General features: G+C 54.7%; 13 protein-coding genes. 4 read left to right on the forward strand and 9 right to left on the reverse strand.

The window, feature by feature from the left end; translation table 11 throughout:
- Positions 1-103: 103 nt before the first annotated feature.
- From A3220_RS10490 to A3220_RS10515, 7 genes are all read right to left on the reverse strand, one after another.
- A complete protein-coding gene (locus A3220_RS10490) occupies positions 104-790 on the reverse strand; it encodes an SDR family oxidoreductase (RefSeq protein ID WP_062374756.1) in 687 nt (228 codons plus the stop codon).
- A gap of 88 nt (positions 791-878) precedes the next feature.
- A complete protein-coding gene (locus tag A3220_RS17970; protein ID WP_252860456.1) occupies positions 879-1,013 on the reverse strand; it encodes an ANTAR domain-containing protein in 135 nt (44 codons plus the stop codon).
- 193 nt (positions 1,014-1,206) lie between these two features.
- Positions 1,207-2,133: a nitrate- and nitrite sensing domain-containing protein gene (locus A3220_RS10495; RefSeq protein WP_252860457.1), complete on the reverse strand. Its 927-nt coding sequence runs from the start codon at positions 2,131-2,133 to the stop codon at positions 1,207-1,209.
- A gap of 79 nt (positions 2,134-2,212) precedes the next feature.
- The gene (locus tag A3220_RS10500) at positions 2,213-3,565 is read right to left on the reverse strand and encodes a NarK family nitrate/nitrite MFS transporter (protein ID WP_044628983.1); all 1,353 of its coding nucleotides are present in this window, start codon (positions 3,563-3,565) and stop codon (positions 2,213-2,215) included.
- Between the two features lie 316 nt (positions 3,566-3,881).
- On the reverse strand, positions 3,882-4,901 hold the full coding sequence (locus tag A3220_RS10505; RefSeq protein ID WP_044628984.1) for a patatin-like phospholipase family protein: 1,020 nt from the start codon (positions 4,899-4,901) through the stop codon (positions 3,882-3,884).
- Between the two features lie 87 nt (positions 4,902-4,988).
- Entirely contained in the window at positions 4,989-6,086 is a 1,098-nt protein-coding gene (locus tag A3220_RS10510; protein WP_062361435.1) for a CZB domain-containing protein, read from the reverse strand.
- A gap of 175 nt (positions 6,087-6,261) precedes the next feature.
- Positions 6,262-6,981 (reverse strand): murein L,D-transpeptidase catalytic domain family protein, encoded by a 720-nt coding sequence (locus tag A3220_RS10515; protein ID WP_044628986.1) that lies wholly within the window; start codon positions 6,979-6,981, stop codon positions 6,262-6,264.
- A 172-nt stretch (positions 6,982-7,153) separates the two neighbouring features.
- On the opposite strand from A3220_RS10515, the gene A3220_RS10520 reads away from it, so the two are divergent.
- Positions 7,154-8,785 carry a L,D-transpeptidase family protein gene (locus tag A3220_RS10520; RefSeq protein WP_062361432.1) on the forward strand — a complete coding sequence of 544 codons (1,632 nt, stop codon included), beginning with the start codon at positions 7,154-7,156 and terminating at the stop codon, positions 8,783-8,785.
- Positions 8,786-8,873: 88 nt separating this feature from the next.
- Here the strand turns inward: A3220_RS10520 and A3220_RS10525 are convergent, their stop codons facing one another.
- On the reverse strand, positions 8,874-10,568 hold the full coding sequence (locus A3220_RS10525) for a peptidoglycan DD-metalloendopeptidase family protein (protein WP_062374758.1): 1,695 nt from the start codon (positions 10,566-10,568) through the stop codon (positions 8,874-8,876).
- A gap of 592 nt (positions 10,569-11,160) precedes the next feature.
- On the opposite strand from A3220_RS10525, the gene A3220_RS10530 reads away from it, so the two are divergent.
- Both A3220_RS10530 and A3220_RS10535 read left to right on the forward strand, forming a co-directional pair.
- Positions 11,161-12,081, forward strand: coding sequence for a LysR family transcriptional regulator (locus A3220_RS10530; protein ID WP_062374759.1), 921 nt, complete (start codon positions 11,161-11,163; stop codon positions 12,079-12,081).
- Positions 12,082-12,162: 81 nt separating this feature from the next.
- Positions 12,163-13,155 (forward strand): glutathione S-transferase family protein, encoded by a 993-nt coding sequence (locus tag A3220_RS10535; protein WP_044628990.1) that lies wholly within the window; start codon positions 12,163-12,165, stop codon positions 13,153-13,155.
- A gap of 81 nt (positions 13,156-13,236) precedes the next feature.
- On the opposite strand, the gene A3220_RS10540 is transcribed toward A3220_RS10535, so the two are convergent.
- Positions 13,237-13,719: a PRC-barrel domain-containing protein gene (locus tag A3220_RS10540; RefSeq protein ID WP_044628991.1), complete on the reverse strand. Its 483-nt coding sequence runs from the start codon at positions 13,717-13,719 to the stop codon at positions 13,237-13,239.
- Positions 13,720-14,290: 571 nt separating this feature from the next.
- Here A3220_RS10540 and A3220_RS10545 point away from each other — a divergent pair.
- Positions 14,291-16,003, forward strand: coding sequence for a DEAD/DEAH box helicase (locus tag A3220_RS10545; protein WP_062374761.1), 1,713 nt, complete (start codon positions 14,291-14,293; stop codon positions 16,001-16,003).
- The last annotated feature ends 108 nt before the right edge of the window (positions 16,004-16,111 follow it).

Below are 16,111 nucleotides of genomic sequence, written 5' to 3' on the forward strand. Positions count from 1 at the left end.
CTAATAAACATGCATGGTCGGCGGGCCAAGTTGTTAGCACGCTTCATAATGCTATGTTTATGCGGGCAGCAACGAGCAAAAACAAGGCGTCAGGCGAGCAGAGTTACTCTCGGGGCGGTGTGGGTCGCACCAGAATTTCATTAACGTCAACATGGGGTGGTTGCGACAGAGCATAGATCACCGCATTGGCGATATCGCGGTCTGCTAGCGCGTACTCGGGTGGTTCATCAAAGAAGGGAGTATCGACCATGCCGGGCTCAATCAGCGTCACCCGCATGCCGGTGCCGCGTAACTCCTCGCGCAGATTATAACCAATACCCGTTACTGCCCACTTAGTGGCGCTATACATGGAGCCTGGGATGGTGGTGCGGCCTGCGGCAGAGCCGGTTAAAAGAACATGACCCTGGCGGCGTTTTAGCTCTGGCAAGCAGGCTTGCAGCGTAAGGCCAACGCCGTAGACATTGGTGAGAATCATCTCCCGCCAAGCATCGTGATCGGCGCTGCTAAATCCACCCGGTGAGCCACCGCGACCTGCATTGGCGAATACTGCATCAATGTGGCCGAAGGTTTCAATCGCCTGTTCCACCATAGCTTGCTGCTGGCTTAAGTCGGTAACATCAACTTCGCAGGTGAGTACGTTCTCTGGACCAAGCTCTTGAGCAAGCGATGTCAGCTTATCGGCTGAACGAGCGGCAAGTACCAACTGGTAGCCTTCACGAGCCGCTGCACGAGCGGTGGCCGCACCAATGCCGCTGGAAGCGCCGGTAATTAACAGTACGCGGTCATGCATCGCTTGCTCTCCTTGCTCATTAAACTGGGTGAGCTTTCAGCATGGCTAAAACCTAATCAGGTTGCAAATCGGGCTCAGCGCTGCTGTTTTACTCTTTACGTTGCAGCATGGCAGAGAGGTCAAGAATCGACTGTGCCATATCCGCCATGCTTTTGCTTTGGTCCATTGAGGTTTTTCGCAGAAAGCGGTAGGCCTCCTCTTCACTCATGGACTGGTGCGCCATGATTAATCCTTTTGCCCGCTCAATCAGCTTGCGTTCACGGAGAGTCTTGCGGGTATTCTCCAGCTCGTCGCTTAAGCTTTGTAGGCGGCTAGATTGCGCATGAGTCAGCTCCAGGAGTGAGCGGCTAAGCGGTGAGTTGAGCGCATTGACGGTTAATTCTCCTAGCGGTTGTGAAGTGAGCGCTAATAGCTGTTCACAGGGTGCTGGCAGCTGCCGCTCCGGCGTCGCTTTGGCTTGATCTAATACTGCCTGTGCCTGAGCAATTTTTATGATGGCAAAGCGCTGTTAACTGGGTATTGAGCGTATCTTCTACCGTTTTGATCGTATCAATACGCAGGGTAGTGAGCTCATACCAGGTTTCGCCCAGCGTATTGCCGGATGCTGTTTGGTGGTGCGAGCGCTGACAGGCAATATCCCTTAGTTGGCAAATACCTGCCAGTGTCCGGGGGGAGAGTGACTGCTGCCAAGCGATCAGCGCTTCAGGAGTGGCAAATTCTGCAAAGGTGTTAAAGCAGCGCTGCTGGGTATCTACGAGTTGATTGAGTAGTGTGCGATGGGCTTGATCAAAGTGCCCCAAAGTGAAGCCGAAAGCGCCACAAGCCCGCTCTTGCCCGGCGAGCTCTTTGCCCTGCATAAGATGAAAAATAGCGACCAGGGCACGGGTAATGTCTGGGTCGACCGCTGTGTCGGCCGCTTCAAAAACAATCGCTAAGAGATTGCTAATGAGATGGTTAAACGCTTGAGTTGCTGCATCTGGCGATATGTTGAAGGTCTCAATTGCATGCCGTAATACATCTAGTTCATCCAGAGCCAGCCAGACAGAAGCAATACGCCGCAGCAATCGCGCCGTGGCTTGTGGGCGTGCTTCTTGACTGAGTGCTTCCAAGCGATGGCACATGGAGTCTTCAGCGGCTTGGCTATGCTGTAGATAGGTGATGCGTCGAGTTTTAAAACGCTTGCCTTTTGAAGCTAAGTAAATCGTCGAGGCTCCTCGCTCGCGTTGAAGCACATGAATAAACTGGCTGATATTGCTGACGATATCTGCTGTGGTTGCTAAGTGGTGAAGGTTATCAATGTCGCAGCGCAGGGCGGTTAAGAGTAGCTGTTGGGCAGAAGACATGTTGATTTCCTTATTACTCGCCGCCTAAAGGTAAAAAGCCCCCACAGCGATGCGCATGCAGGGGCGGTGTTAATTAATATTAACGCAGTGACAGCGCGCCTGCCCCTGTGTCTTTGCCTACCGCATCACGATAGGCGCTGGCTTCTTCTGCTTCGGTGGCATCACTAAAGCGAACGACCAGTACGCAGGAGGCAAGTACCAATACGGTTAAGCCGAGGTAAAAGAGGCCTTGCTGGTAGCTGAGGCTTTCGCTACGGAATAGAAACGCTGCCGATACAGCGCCCACGTTACCGCCTGCACCGACGATACCGGCCACTGCGCCCAAGGCTTTTTTATTGATAAAGGGCACCACACCAAAGGTGGCGCCTTCCGCCATCTGCACGAACAGGCTAAATACCAGCATGATGCCAATCGCCAAGCTGAGTACATGCATTTGCGAGAAGGTGACGAGAGCGATGCCTTCGCATAGTAGTGCGATAAAGAGCCAGCGGACGCGTCCTTTTAGCCCACCCTGTTTAGCGAATAGGTCGGAAAAAACGCCGCCAAGGGTACGAGCAAAAATGTTCATTAAGCCGAACAGGCCTGCGATTAAGCCGGCGGTTGCCAGGGTAAGATCGAATTTATCGAAGAAGTAGATTGCCGCGATATTGTTGATGGTCAGCTCGACCCCAAAACAGAGTCCGTACACCACAAACAGCGCCCAAACGCGGATATCCTTTGCCGCCGCTAAAAAGCTCTGGGCTGCGCCATGCTCTCCGGTGGCTGGCGGTAGTTCACCGCGGGCGCGCAGCTCGCTGAAGTTGCCGTCTGGAGCATCTTGAGTGAACAGCCAGTAAGCGATACCGGTAAAAAATAGCACTACGCCAGGCACGACCATGGCCAGACGCCAGCCGAGCGCCTCATTAACGCCTAGCATCAGCATGCCCGCAAAAATCAACGGCATAACAATTTGTGTGGTGCCGCCGCCTAGGTTGCCCCAACCTGCGCTCGTGGCATTAGCTGTGCCAACCACATTGGGCGCAAACATCATGGTGGTGTGGTACTGGGTAATCACAAACGAAGCGCCGATAGCGCCAATCGCTAGGCGGGCCAGCAAAAACGTTTCAAAACTGTTAGCCAGACCAATGCCCATAACCGGAATGGACCCGAGCATCAGTAGGCCTGTGTAGGTTTTACGTGGCCCAATACGATCACACAGCACGCCAATCAACAGGCGCACCACCACGGTGATCGCCACCGAGGCAATAATGGTATTGCCGATTTGGGTTTGGGTGAGCGATAGATCCTCGCGAACCACCGCCATCAGCGGTGCAATGCCGAACCAGCCGAAAAAGCAGATATGAAATGCGAACCAGGAGAGGTGAAACGCGCGCATTTGCGGTGTTGAGAAGTTCAACAGTCGAATGCGGTTGGCTTTATTGCGAATGTCCATGGATGGCCTCACAGAGCATAGAACGAGTTTGCCGAGACACAACGCATCAGGCGTTGCGTGGTTACGAGAACATGCCTTCGCCATTGAAGGTCAGGTTCGACGCACTCGTACCCTTGCGGGCCTGGTCCACGCCTACTACTACTGCATAGCAATAAGCAAATACTCCGCCATCTGTCTTTTTAAATATTTAAATCAGTTGCTTACTGTTTTTTCAAAGCAGTGCTAAGGGAAATAAAATCACTAGATTAATCAAGTGAGCGCACTCCTCATGAGCAGAGTGCGCCAAGTTGGGGCAGTGCTGGATGGCTGAAGGGAGTTATTCGTGCAGATATACTGCATCAATATCCAGGGTTGAGCGTTGGCCGATGGCATCAAAGTTAGCCGTGATCCAGTTGTCGGCGGCTTCTCTCCCTTGGTCAAACAGGTGGCATAAAAATGGCCATTCAGAGTTGAGTTTGCTTGAAACCGATAAGCTATCGAGTGCCTGATCGCCACTAATGCGGTGAAAAAGCGACTGCTGGTAGCAGTTTTCAATACCCTGCTCTTCAAGGGTACGTTTCAACAGCGCGATCATGCGCACTTCTTTAATCAGCGCGGCATTAAAGGTGATTTCGTTAAGGCGGTTCATAATGGCCGAAGCGGAGGTGGGTAGTTCATCACGGCGAATCGGGTTGATCTGTACCAACAGAATATCCCTTGCGCTGCACTCTTCCATTAAGGGGAAGAGGGCTGGGTTGCCCATGTAGCCGCCGTCCCAATATGCTTCGCCGTCGATTTCCACAGCCTGGAACATAAAGGGCAGACAAGCCGATGCCATGACCGCATCGACGCTCATCTCTTCTCGACGAAACACACGCTGTTTGCCGGTGCGCACGTTAGTAGCTGCCACAAAGAGCTTTAGCTGGTCGCACTGGCGTACCCGCTCAAAGTCGATGTGGGCCGCCACAATATCGCGCAATGGATTCAAATTGAGCGGGTTGAGTTGGTAGGGCGACACCAGGCGAGTCATCAAGTCCATGGCGATATAGCCGGGGGAGTGCTCCAAACTCCAATTGCCGGTTAGTACATCCATCGGCGAGCGGCGGATAGGGCTTGCCATGCCCGCGCGGCTTACCGCCTTCCAAAAATCCCTGAGAGATTGCCGGGCGGCCTGTTTACCACCGCGGGTAAGGGCATCTGCCATGACTACGCCATTCATAGCGCCTGCGCTGGTGCCACTAATGCCCTCAATCTCAATACGGTCATCTTCCAGAAGTCGATCAATAACTCCCCAGGTATAAGCACCATGGGCTCCACCGCCTTGTAGCGCGAGATCTAGCTTCTTTGCAGCTGCCATCGTCATCCTCACCGTCTGCGTTATGAGTTCCATGCTCAGCATGGCATAAATAACGCATTACGGGAGGAGTGTTATATGGGGAGCAATTTAAGGCGCATCAGCAAGCGGTGAAGGATGACTTACTGACATCGGTATCTCATAAACAGCCTGCTCCATAAGCTGATCAAGTTGCTTAGCAAGTGCTACGCTTGCTTCCTCCATTAGTGCTAGGGAGGCCAGTTGACCCGTATGATCCCCTTGTCTTGCATAGCGCAAAGCGTCCAAGCCGCTTTCATGGAAGCGGCGGTGAGGAGCCGCCAGCGAGCGATACGCCTCGGTATGTTTATAGCGCCGCCCCTCGCCCGTAAAGTACCAGCGGCCTAGCGTACAGTGCTGATGATCCACCATGTGGTCCTCGAAATAGGCGGAAAGTAGCTGGTGGTAGATCCGACTTTTCCAAACGGCGTGCTCTAGCTTGGCAGCGTGCAAACAGGCCGTCGTGGTGCTGTGGTGAATCACTTTATACATATGACGTGCTTGATCCATGAGTTGCTCTATCACCTGCTCTGCCGCTTGGGCTGCATTGGCCAGCGCCGTAGATGTTTCCCGCTGATGGGCCTGCACGCGAGCATCTTCTTTTAGCAATATGGCAACCTGCTCAATCCAGTGATCCAATTGGTGGCCTAGATGCTGCATATGGTCGGTAAGGTGCTGGATATCGCTGACGATGGCAGGTAAGCCAGAGGGCTCCTGGTGTATATGAGCCTCCTCTAGCGCCGTGGTCATGGCAAGTGCACGGGTATGCCCGGCGTTACGGGATAGCTCTACACCGATTTTGCGTAGCTCGTGCAGCGCCTGTTCGCTAGCGAGCGGGGCTGCATAGTGAACATCTGCCTGTTGGAAGCGTTGACACTGGTGTTTGATCGTCTGAGCCGTTTGTTCAGCATGATGAAGCCGCGCAAATAAGTCTGACAAAGTGGCCCGTTCACTCGCTAACTGCTCGGCATGGTGTTCGGCCCCCGTGCTTAATGAAGTCAGCATATCTGCTCCTTTGGACTGGAGCATGCTGATCGATTCAATCGGTGTCATCAGGCTAATAGCACGGCAACCATGAACGCTTTTTTCAGTCGCAAGCTGAGTACGCAGCTCGGTAACTTCATGCTCTAAACGGCGGATCGTTTGAAAGGGGTGCATAAAGGCAAACATGACCAATACCTGCAGTAGCGGAGCGTTGTGTGATCTTTTGTCACAGAGTATTGCAGAGGGTTTCCATGTCTGCCTGGAAAGAGTATCGATTCACGATCAAAATCAACCTCTTGCATATAAAAAGAGGGAGTATTTTCATGCTTCACGACTGCTTTTCTTAATTGTTACCTACCCTTTAGCGGCGAGCTAACGACAGTGCGGTAGGGCAGTTAATCACCTGAGAAGTAGCTAACCACTCCTCATCAGGGTAGTAAGCAAAGACATACTGGTTCTCTTTCAAACTATCAATCAGCGGATATGTGATGTCTTCACGCACGGCGGGGCAGCCGTGGCTACGGCCAAGGCGGCCGGTTTGCGCAATAAAGTCATCGCTAACATAGTCGGCGCCGTGAATAACAATTGCTCGCTCAAAAGCTAGATCGTTCACTTCTGGCTCCAGGCCGTCCAGGCGCAGCGAATAGCCATTACGGCCGTAGTAGCTATTCATAGTGCGGAACAGGCCAATGCTGGACTGATGGCTGTCAGGTGTATTCGAGAAAGCACTAGCCACCGCATCGCCAGAGCCCTGGCCATGTGACACCAGCTCTTCAAACAACAGGGTATGCTGGTGAAGGTCAAATACCCACATGCGTGGCTCTGAAGAGGGGAGCGAGTAATCAATTACGGCTAGGCGCTCTGCTGATGGGTCTGCACAGCTTAGTGCCTGGGCAGCAAGGCGCAGTGCCTCGGGCGTGGCCCCTGGTGCTAACTGGAGTAACTGGTGGTGAAGAGGAGAAACACCCGCGGGCGGTGCTGTTGCCACCTGGGAGAAAAAACTCGCCGCTTGAAGCGGGTAAGAAAGTAACACGATAGGTAAAGAAAACAGTACAGTGGTTATGCGTGAGCGAAAAAGCATGGGTGCAATCCTGACTAAAGTGGCGAAAAAAGGGTACACACGTAGAGTCATCACGAGTAAACGTAAACGGCTATGATAAAAAACGCGTATTGGTACGGGAACAGCTGATATGACGTTAAGCAAAAAGAGTGAAGCCACACCACAACGCTGCATAGTAACGCAAGGAGAGGCGATGAACGACAATCAGCCACTAAGACGATGGGCGATAGGGGCCGCGCTCTGTCTGACGCTAACCTACCCACTGATGGCCACCGCAAGCGAACCCGCTAGCGAAGCGTTACAGCAAGCGCTGACACAACGCATTCAGCAAAGCGGAGAAACGCTGCCGGTAGAGTCGTTTTACCAACTGAGGGATGGGCAGCCTGCTTGGCAGGCTATCAACCGTGTTGAAGCGCTGGTCAGCGCATTGAATAGCCTCGTGGATGACGGTTTAACGCCGAGTGATTATCAAGCCGCTTCGCTGTTGGATGATTTTCAGCTTAGCCAGCAGCTAGACGCCCAAGCGAAAGCAAGCTTCGATGTGCGCGCTACCCGTTCGCTGCTGTTAGCACTGGATCATTTATCGCTAGGTAAAGTGAACCCTAAAGACGTCGAACCCAACTGGGACTTGCCACGCCCTGAGCGGAGTTATGCACTTCCTCGGGTAGTGCAGGCGGTTGAAGAGGGTGATGTGCATCAGGCGCTGGCTTTCGCTCGCCCTGCATCTCCTGAGTATGCTCAGCTGCGCGAAGCGTTGACGCATTACCGCCGTTTGGCAGAGCAGGGCAGCGTGCCTTACTTACCGGGGCGTGAGGAGTCGCTGCGCCCCGGCGATATTGATGACGACGTTCAAACGCTACGCCAGCGCCTGACGCTATGGGGCGAGCCCCACCTGCTGGCAGCAGATAGTAGCGCTTACCCCATGGTCGACGTGCAGGCGTCAGGAGCTGACCCTCGCAGCTTCGACCGAGAGTTAGCGCAAGCGGTCATGCGTTTTCAGCGACGCCACCAGTTGCAAGAAGATGGCGTAGTGGGAGAGCGCACACGACTGGCACTGAACATGCCCGTCTCCGCACGAGTGAACCAATTGCGCATCAACCTGGAGCGCGCCCGCTGGATTCGCCCTTCGCTGGAGCGGATGCCCAACGTGTGGGTCGATATTGCAGGCTATCGCTTGCATTATACGCGCCCCAATGGCCAGCATTGGGATACCCGAGTGGTGGTGGGCTCGCCCAGTCGTGAAACGCCGATCATCCACTCCTCGATCAGCCACTTGACCGTCAACCCAAGCTGGACGATCCCACCGACCATCATGCGGGAAGATGTGCTACCACGGATCCGCCGGGATGAGCAGTATCTGGCGCGGCAGAACATTCAGGTAGTGAGCCTATCTGGAGAAACGCTGGATGCGAGCACGATCGATTGGCAGCGTCCTGGAGGCGTGATGCTTCGCCAAGTGGCAGGGAGCAGCAATCCTCTGGGACGTGTCGTGGTGCGTTTTCCCAATAACGACATGATTTACTTGCACGATACCCCGGCAAGAGGGCTCTTTCAGCGTGAGCACAGGGCGCTGAGCTCTGGCTGTGTGCGGGTTGAGGGGGTAACGGAATTTGCCCAGCTCCTACTGCATGACAGCGGCAGCCGCTATCAACTCACTACGCTGATCGCGAATGGCCGCAGCGATCAAAACGTGAACTTGCCTAACCGTATTCCGGTAGCGCTGCACTATCTGACTGCTTGGCCCAACGGGCAAGGCGATGTAGTGTTTAGAGAGGATATCTATCACCGTGATGCGGCGTTGCTCGCAGCGCTCAAAGCAGTGTAAGTCACTCGTCATGCATCACTACGGGTAGTATCAAAAAAGCCGCCCCCCGTCGTGTGGAGCGGCTTTTTCGTATCGCCGTGGAGAGTACTTATTGGAGGCTTTCGTCGCTGTCGTTATCGCGCTCATAGTTAGCCACGCTAATGGTGCCGGTTTCGCCACTCTCCAGCGCGGCCAACATCGGCTCGGCTTGGCGTTGGAACGCGATCAGCGTGTCGCCGCTTAGGCTAGTGTTCTCGGGCAGTTCGACCGTCATCGCGTTCACCGGCGTGTTATTGACGATGACTTCATAATGCAGGTGGGGGCCTGTGCTGCGGCCGGTATTACCGGACAGCGCAATACGATCGCCCATCGTGACGCGCTCGCCCTGGCTGACCAATGGTTGCGACAAATGCAAATAGCGGGTGCGGTAGCCGTTGTCATGGCGCACAACGATGTAACGACCGGCAGCGTGGTGGTTGCCGACACGCTCGACACGGCCATTGGCTGGCGCGGTGATAGGGGTACCAATGGGCATCGCAAAGTCGGTGCCGTTGTGCGGGCTCACTCGACCGGTGACCGGGTGTAGGCGGCGTGGGTTGAAGTTGGAGCTAAGACGATAATTACCTTCGAAAGGATGACGCGCAAAGGCTGGATCGAGGCTGCTGCCTTCGGGCGTGTAAAAATTATCGTCGGTGGTATTGCGCACGACGGTCAGGTCCATACGCTCGCCGTCATACTTAACGGCCAGTACACGCGAATCAAGTGTCTCGCCATCGATCATGTCAGATTCGACCAAGACCTGAAACTGATCCCCCCGGCGGCTGTCACGACGGAAGTCCAGCTTTTTTTGCAAGATGCGCGTAAGCTCCGTGACGGAGCTGCTGCTCAAGCCGGTGGCTTGGGCTGAGCGAGCAAAGCTGCCCGTTACGCTACCGGCATAAAGGCGCTGTACGGGCTCACCCTGACGTTCGATAGCCGTAATGGCGTATTGGTCACTATCCCGCTCTAGTAGAACGCCTTCGCGCGTGTTCTTCATCATGCGCAGTGCCAATAACCGGCCCGTTTCGTCCACCTGGTAGTCGAAGCTGTGACCTGCACGCCAATGCGTCAACATACGAGGATCGGGTAGGTCGTCCAGCAGGGCGAGCACTTCGCTGTACCCCAAGCCCAGCTCGTTTTGCGCTAACACGGCAAACGTCTCGCCAGGCTCGACGATATGAGTTTCCCACTCAGGAACGAACGGCTCTTCGGCTGCCAGCTCCAGTTCCAGGAACGAGACATCGTCCTCGTAGAGTTCGACCCCATAATCCTCGTAAGAAGTGGCATCAGCGATTTCGACGGAGTCGTCGACATTGAGCATGCCGCTTGTAATCGTGCCTAACACGATGGCCATATGAAGGGCACCGTCATCCAGTGCCCCCTCGTGCAGCGCTACCTGAGATTGGGCATCGCGTGGCTCAGCTTCACTCGCCATAGAGGCTTCTGCGCTGGTAATCACGTCGAGATCAACGATCTCGGTGGCTGCTAATTCACTTAAGGGGATATGTTCCCGGGTAGCGTCGAGCGCGCGCGAGGCACGGTCAATCGCTTCTGCAACGGGCGCTCGCTCTTGACGAAGCGAGGGGACGCCAGGCGCAGAGTCGCTAGGAAGCGGAACTAACACGCTTTCCAGCGGAGTTTGGGGTTGATTCAGGTCATCATAGGTCGTGATAAGTTTTTGTGCGCCCAGCACAGTGACCATGGTGGCCACGGGTAACAGTAATAATTTATGCGTGCGGGGCAGCGAATGAAGGATTCGCAACATGGGTAAATGGGCCGCCAAGTTCGTGAAATAAAAGTAACATGATAGTAAGCAAACTCGGGAACCATACCCCATGGAGGCAGGAGTGAATAGACTGTACATCTATACACAAAACATACTTTCGCTAAAAAGCGGAATTATTCAACTTGGGTGAGGATTTATGAACGCCGTTTGCTAACAAAAGTAACGTTGAACGTGCATGCTGGTGTGCGAAGGCCCTCATTATTTTGCTCTTAACCATGGATGTAAGTTAGGCATTGCGAAAGCTGTTATACAGCTTGTGTCTAATTTAAAAGGCTTTTATCTCTTTTTGCGACTTTAATGAGCAGCCAAACAGGGTCTGAGTGAGAGGATCTACACCACGTTAGCAGCCTATACGATGATCATTACTCAAATAATTGAGGCAGCGTTAAAGATAACGAACAGGTTTTTGTAATTTTTTGTATTTTTGGCGAGTGAGCTTTTGTCTTAGCGCGCTGCCGTTTACGCAGTGTTTGTCAGAGAACGAGTACTCGACGCTATTTCCTGGCATTCTAGTGGTATTTTTTCGAAGATGAAGTGGGTTGTTTCGCTGTATGGCGTCGAGGAAATCGAAATGTCTCGGGTAACACTAGCGCAGTGGCAGATGCTGGCCGCCGTGGTGGATCACGGTGGATTCGCACGGGCGGCAGAGGCTATCCACAAAAGTCCCTCCACGCTTAATCATGCGGTCCATAAATTAGAAGAGCAGTTGGGTATTCAGGTGCTTGAGCCGGTAGGTCGACAGGTGCGCCTAACAGAAGCAGGCGAGCTGCTGCTTCGCCGTGCGCGCCAATTGATCGAGAATGCGGCGTCATTGGAAGATGTAGCGTCGCGGCTTGCGGCGGGTTTAGAGGCTGAAGTGGTGGTGGCCATCGACCAAATTTTTCCTGCGGCTGCTCAGGCAAAAGCGTTGGAGCGCTTCTCTGACACCTACCCGCAGGTCAGAGTGCAGCTTCACGAGAGCGTGCTCAATGGCGGTACTGAAATGCTCTACGACGGCCGGGCGGACTTGGTGATTTCTGGCATCGAAGCGCAGGGATTTCTGGGGGAGCCGCTAGTGAATGTGCGTTTTGTGGCCGTCGCGCATCCAGGCCATGCGCTGCATCAGTTGGGGCGCTCGCTGGATTTGCGCGACTTGGCGCAGCATCGACAGTTAGTGGTGCGCGACTCGGCGCTACGACAGTCTACCAACGCTGGCTGGTTAAAAGCCGAGCAGCGCTGGACGGTCGGGCATGTGAGTACGTCATTAGATATGCTGCGTCGCGGGCTAGGGTTTGCCTGGATACCGGAAACGCGTATTGCCGATGAGCTGGCCAGCGGTCAGTTGAAGCCGCTGCCGCTAAGCGCCGGGGGTATACGCGAAGTCCCCGTTCAATTGATCTTCCGTGACCGTGACCGCGCAGGCCCTGCGGCCCATGCCATGGCGGCAGCGTTAAAGCGGGCAGTAAAAGAAGTCTGCGAGCAACGTTCGATTCCCTCGAATGAACAGCCGTAAAACATGCGCTTGAGCCTGAATCAGTCGGGGGTATGCTGAACGTCAATCACAGTATAAAACGTTCAACGTAGGAGACGCCTGATGGGACTGCTTGTAAACGGTGAGTGGGTAGACCAGTGGTATGACACCAAAAAGCATGGCGGTGAGTTTGTACGTGAGTCCGCGCAACTGCGCGATTGGGTGGGCAGTAGTGAAGAGTCGCAAGGCGACAGTTATCCGGCCCAAGCGGATCGCTACCACCTTTATGTATCGCTCGCCTGCCCCTGGGCGCACCGTGCGCTGATCATGCGCAAACTGAAAGGTCTGGAACCGTTGATAGGTACTTCTCACGTTAGCCCACTGATGCTGGGCAACGGTTGGACATACCATCAAGACGAAGGCGCCAGCGGCGATCCGATCAATCACGCTGAGTTTCACCACCAGCTCTATACCATGACCAACCCGACCTACACTGGGCGGGTCACGGTGCCGGTATTGTGGGATAAACAGCGCAGCGCGATTATCAATAACGAATCCGCTGATTTGCTGCGTATCTTCAACCGAGCCTTCGATGAGCTGACAGGCAATAATCTGGATTTCTACCCAGAAGATCTGCGCAGCGTCATCGACGAAGTAAATGATGACGTATACGACCATATCAATAATGGCGTTTACAAATCCGGGTTCGCCACCGAGCAGCAGGTGTATGAGAAGCACGTGACCGCACTCTTTGATGCGTTAGAGCGCATTGAGAAGCGACTGGCAGAGCATCGCTACCTCGCGGGGGAGTGGCTCACCGAAGCGGATATTCGCCTCTTCACAACGCTAATTCGCTTTGACGCGGTCTACTTTGGCCACTTCAAATGCAATTTCAAACGCATTGAAGATTACCCGAACCTTTCCAACTACGTGCGTGAGCTTTACCAGTGGCCGGGTGTGGCGGAGACCGTCAATATGGATCATATCAAGCGACACTACTATTACAGCCACGACACGATTAACCCCACGCGTATTGTACCAGCAGGCCCGCTACTGGACTTTATGCGCCCGCACGACCGGGAGCGTTTGCCGGGACAGGGGATACGTCGCCGCTAAATGCTGTACGCTATGTACGAAAAAGGGCCATCCGCTTGGGTGGCCCTTTCCTATATTGCTGTGTATCAGCAAACAAACGTGTTACTCGTTGGCATCTATTGCTTCACGAGTAGACTGCCAAGCGCTCTGTGCACCTTCTTTAGTGGTTTGCCAAGCATCGCGTGCGTTCGCTTTGGTTTGTTCCCACCAGTCGCGATCATACGTTGGGAATGACTCCACTTCTTCAGATGTAGCTTCCAACATGATGCGATGCTCAGTGTCGCCATCGTTTTCAGTATGTGTTTCAAGCGTAAATTGGTCAGTGTTCACTACAATTTCGCGTCCGCCTAAGCCAAGTACAGCACCACTCTCGATTACGAGGGCTGAAATACGCATCTCTTCGTCAAACAAAATGTCATCGACTTCGCCAATCTCTTCGCCTGACCCATTGGCAAAGAACACTTCTGCATCAAGGATATCATCGGCAGAGTACATACCCTGCGGCTCTGTTTGCGCCTGAACATTAAAGGCCATACCGCCAAGCAGTGCCGTTGTAATTGCAGTCGTGAGGATTGATTTACGCATAGCTTCTCTCCATGTGGCTATAAAAGTAGCGTTTTAACGCTAACAATAATCTGATCCCAGTTCATGTGCATCACGCCTTGAAGTTCTTGAACAACGTGAGGCACCTCTCAGGTTAGACCAATAGTGAACAAGTGCAAGTTTCAGGATGATATTGGTTAAAGTAAAAAAGCTGGTCAGCTCACCAGTGGGGTGGTAGGATGCGCGCTCCTCGCATGTGTTGACCCCTCCATCACGACGGCAAGCGTTGATTCAGTGGCCTTGTGGCATTGAGCAGAACGTTTGCAGGAACATCCCCTCGACTGGATGTTCATTGCTGTGAAGATGGCGCGCCTCCAGCATTTCACCAAACGGGTGAAATCGGCGCAGAAGGTCGCCACAGCGGTTGGCCCGCAAATGCGGTGTTGCCAACCGAATGCCAGGTGCGACCGGCGTCTCCGACTCCACTGATGACGATATCCGCGATGCGGAGCCTTGTTCTTTTGCAGCGTACTGTTACGCGCTGCATGAAAACAGAGTCAGAGACGCTTACGATGTTTTTTGCCGGTTCTTCCGGCCTACCAAGGTGTGATTAATGACCTCGACTTCTGTCGCCTCGCCGAGCTTCGGCGATCTGGCTCTATTGCCTGCCGTTCTGTCTGCTGTTGAAGCACAGGGCTATGAAACTCCTTCACCCATCCAGGCGCAGACCATCCCTGCGTTGCTGGAAGGTCGCGATATGCTGGGCCAAGCGCAAACGGGTACCGGCAAAACCGCTGCTTTCGCACTACCGCTGCTGTCGCGTCTCGACATGCAGCGTCGCGAGCCCCAGGTACTGGTGCTTGCGCCGACCCGCGAACTGGCTCAACAGGTCGCCGTCTCTTTTAGCCGTTATGGCCAAAACCTTCAGGGGTTGGAAGTGGCTACCCTCTGCGGTGGTCAAGAGTACCGTGAGCAGTTAGGCGCGCTGAAGCGTGGTGCCCAAGTGGTAGTGGGCACGCCGGGCCGCGTGATTGACCACCTGGATCGTGGCAGCCTGAAGTTAGATGGCCTGTCTGCGCTGGTGCTGGACGAAGCCGACGAAATGCTGCGCATGGGCTTTATCGACGACGTAAAACGCGTGGTTGCCGATACCCCGAAAGATGCTCAGCGTGTGTTTTTCTCGGCGACCCTGCCGACTGAAATCGAGCGCATCGTCAACCGTTATTTGGTCAACCCGGTGAAGGTGGCGATTGAGTCGCGCACGACCACAGGTGAAAACATCGAGCAGCGCCTCGTGCGTGTCGACGGTGGTGCCAAGCTGGAAGCGCTGTCGCGTATTCTCGAAGTGGAGCCGGTGGATGCGGCCATCGTGTTCGTGCGTACACGTGCTGCCTGTACCACGCTGGTCGAGCAGCTGACTGCTCGTGGCGTCAACGCCGCTGGCCTATCGGGTGATCTAGATCAGAGCCTGCGTGAGCGCACGATTACCCGCTTGAAGCGTGGCAAAGTGGACGTGCTGATTGCGACTGACGTTGCTGCCCGTGGTCTTGACGTTCCGCGTATTACGCACGTTATCAACTACGACCTGCCGCAAGACGCTGAAGCCTACACCCACCGTATCGGTCGTACCGGTCGTGCGGGCCGTAGCGGCATCGCAATCACTTTCGCGGGCTTCCGTGAAGGTCGCAAAGTGGGTTGGATGGAGCAGGCAACCGGTCAGAAAATGACTGAAATGCCGCTGCCTGACGAAGCCGCTATTCGCGCCCACCGTGATGAAGTGTTCCATCATCGCGTTGTTGCCGCGCTGACGAAAGGTGCAGAAGAGCAGCGTGCCCTGGTCGAGCGTTTGGTGGAAGAGGGTCACGACGCCGTCGAGCTGGCCTGCGCGTTTGCCGCCATGGCCCGCGCCGACGAAGCGCCGATTGGTCGTCTTCAGGCACCGCGCAAAGAGCGTGCCCCGCGCGATGGCGCACCGGGCAAGCCGGGCGGTGCTCGTCGCGAGCGCTCCAGCGCGCCCAGCGAAGGCATGACCCGCTACCGTGTTTCCGTTGGCCATAAAGACGGTGTGAAGCCGGGTCAACTGGTCGGCGCGCTGGCGAACGAAGGCGGCATTGAAGGCGCGCGTATCGGTCGTATCGATATTCGCAACGCTTTCTCGGTCGTTGAACTGCCTAGCGGTCTGCCGTCTACCATTCTGGCCAAGATGGCTCGTGCCCGTGTGGCCGGTCGCCCGCTGGAAATCAGCGAAGACCGTGCGTCTGAGCGTGCACCGCGCCGCCGTCGTGACGATGGTGATGCGCCGGTTCGCCGCCGCGAACGTGCGTAACTCAGTCTTGGGCGCTTAACATCGCCTAACGCTTGAGTCACGTCGATCCCCCTATGCCACTGGCCTCGCGCCAACTGGCGTAGGGGGATTTTTTTTGGCTACGCTATA

This window comes from Halomonas sp. KX33721 (assembly GCF_001596805.1).
GTDB lineage: Bacteria > Pseudomonadota > Gammaproteobacteria > Pseudomonadales > Halomonadaceae > Vreelandella > Vreelandella aquamarina.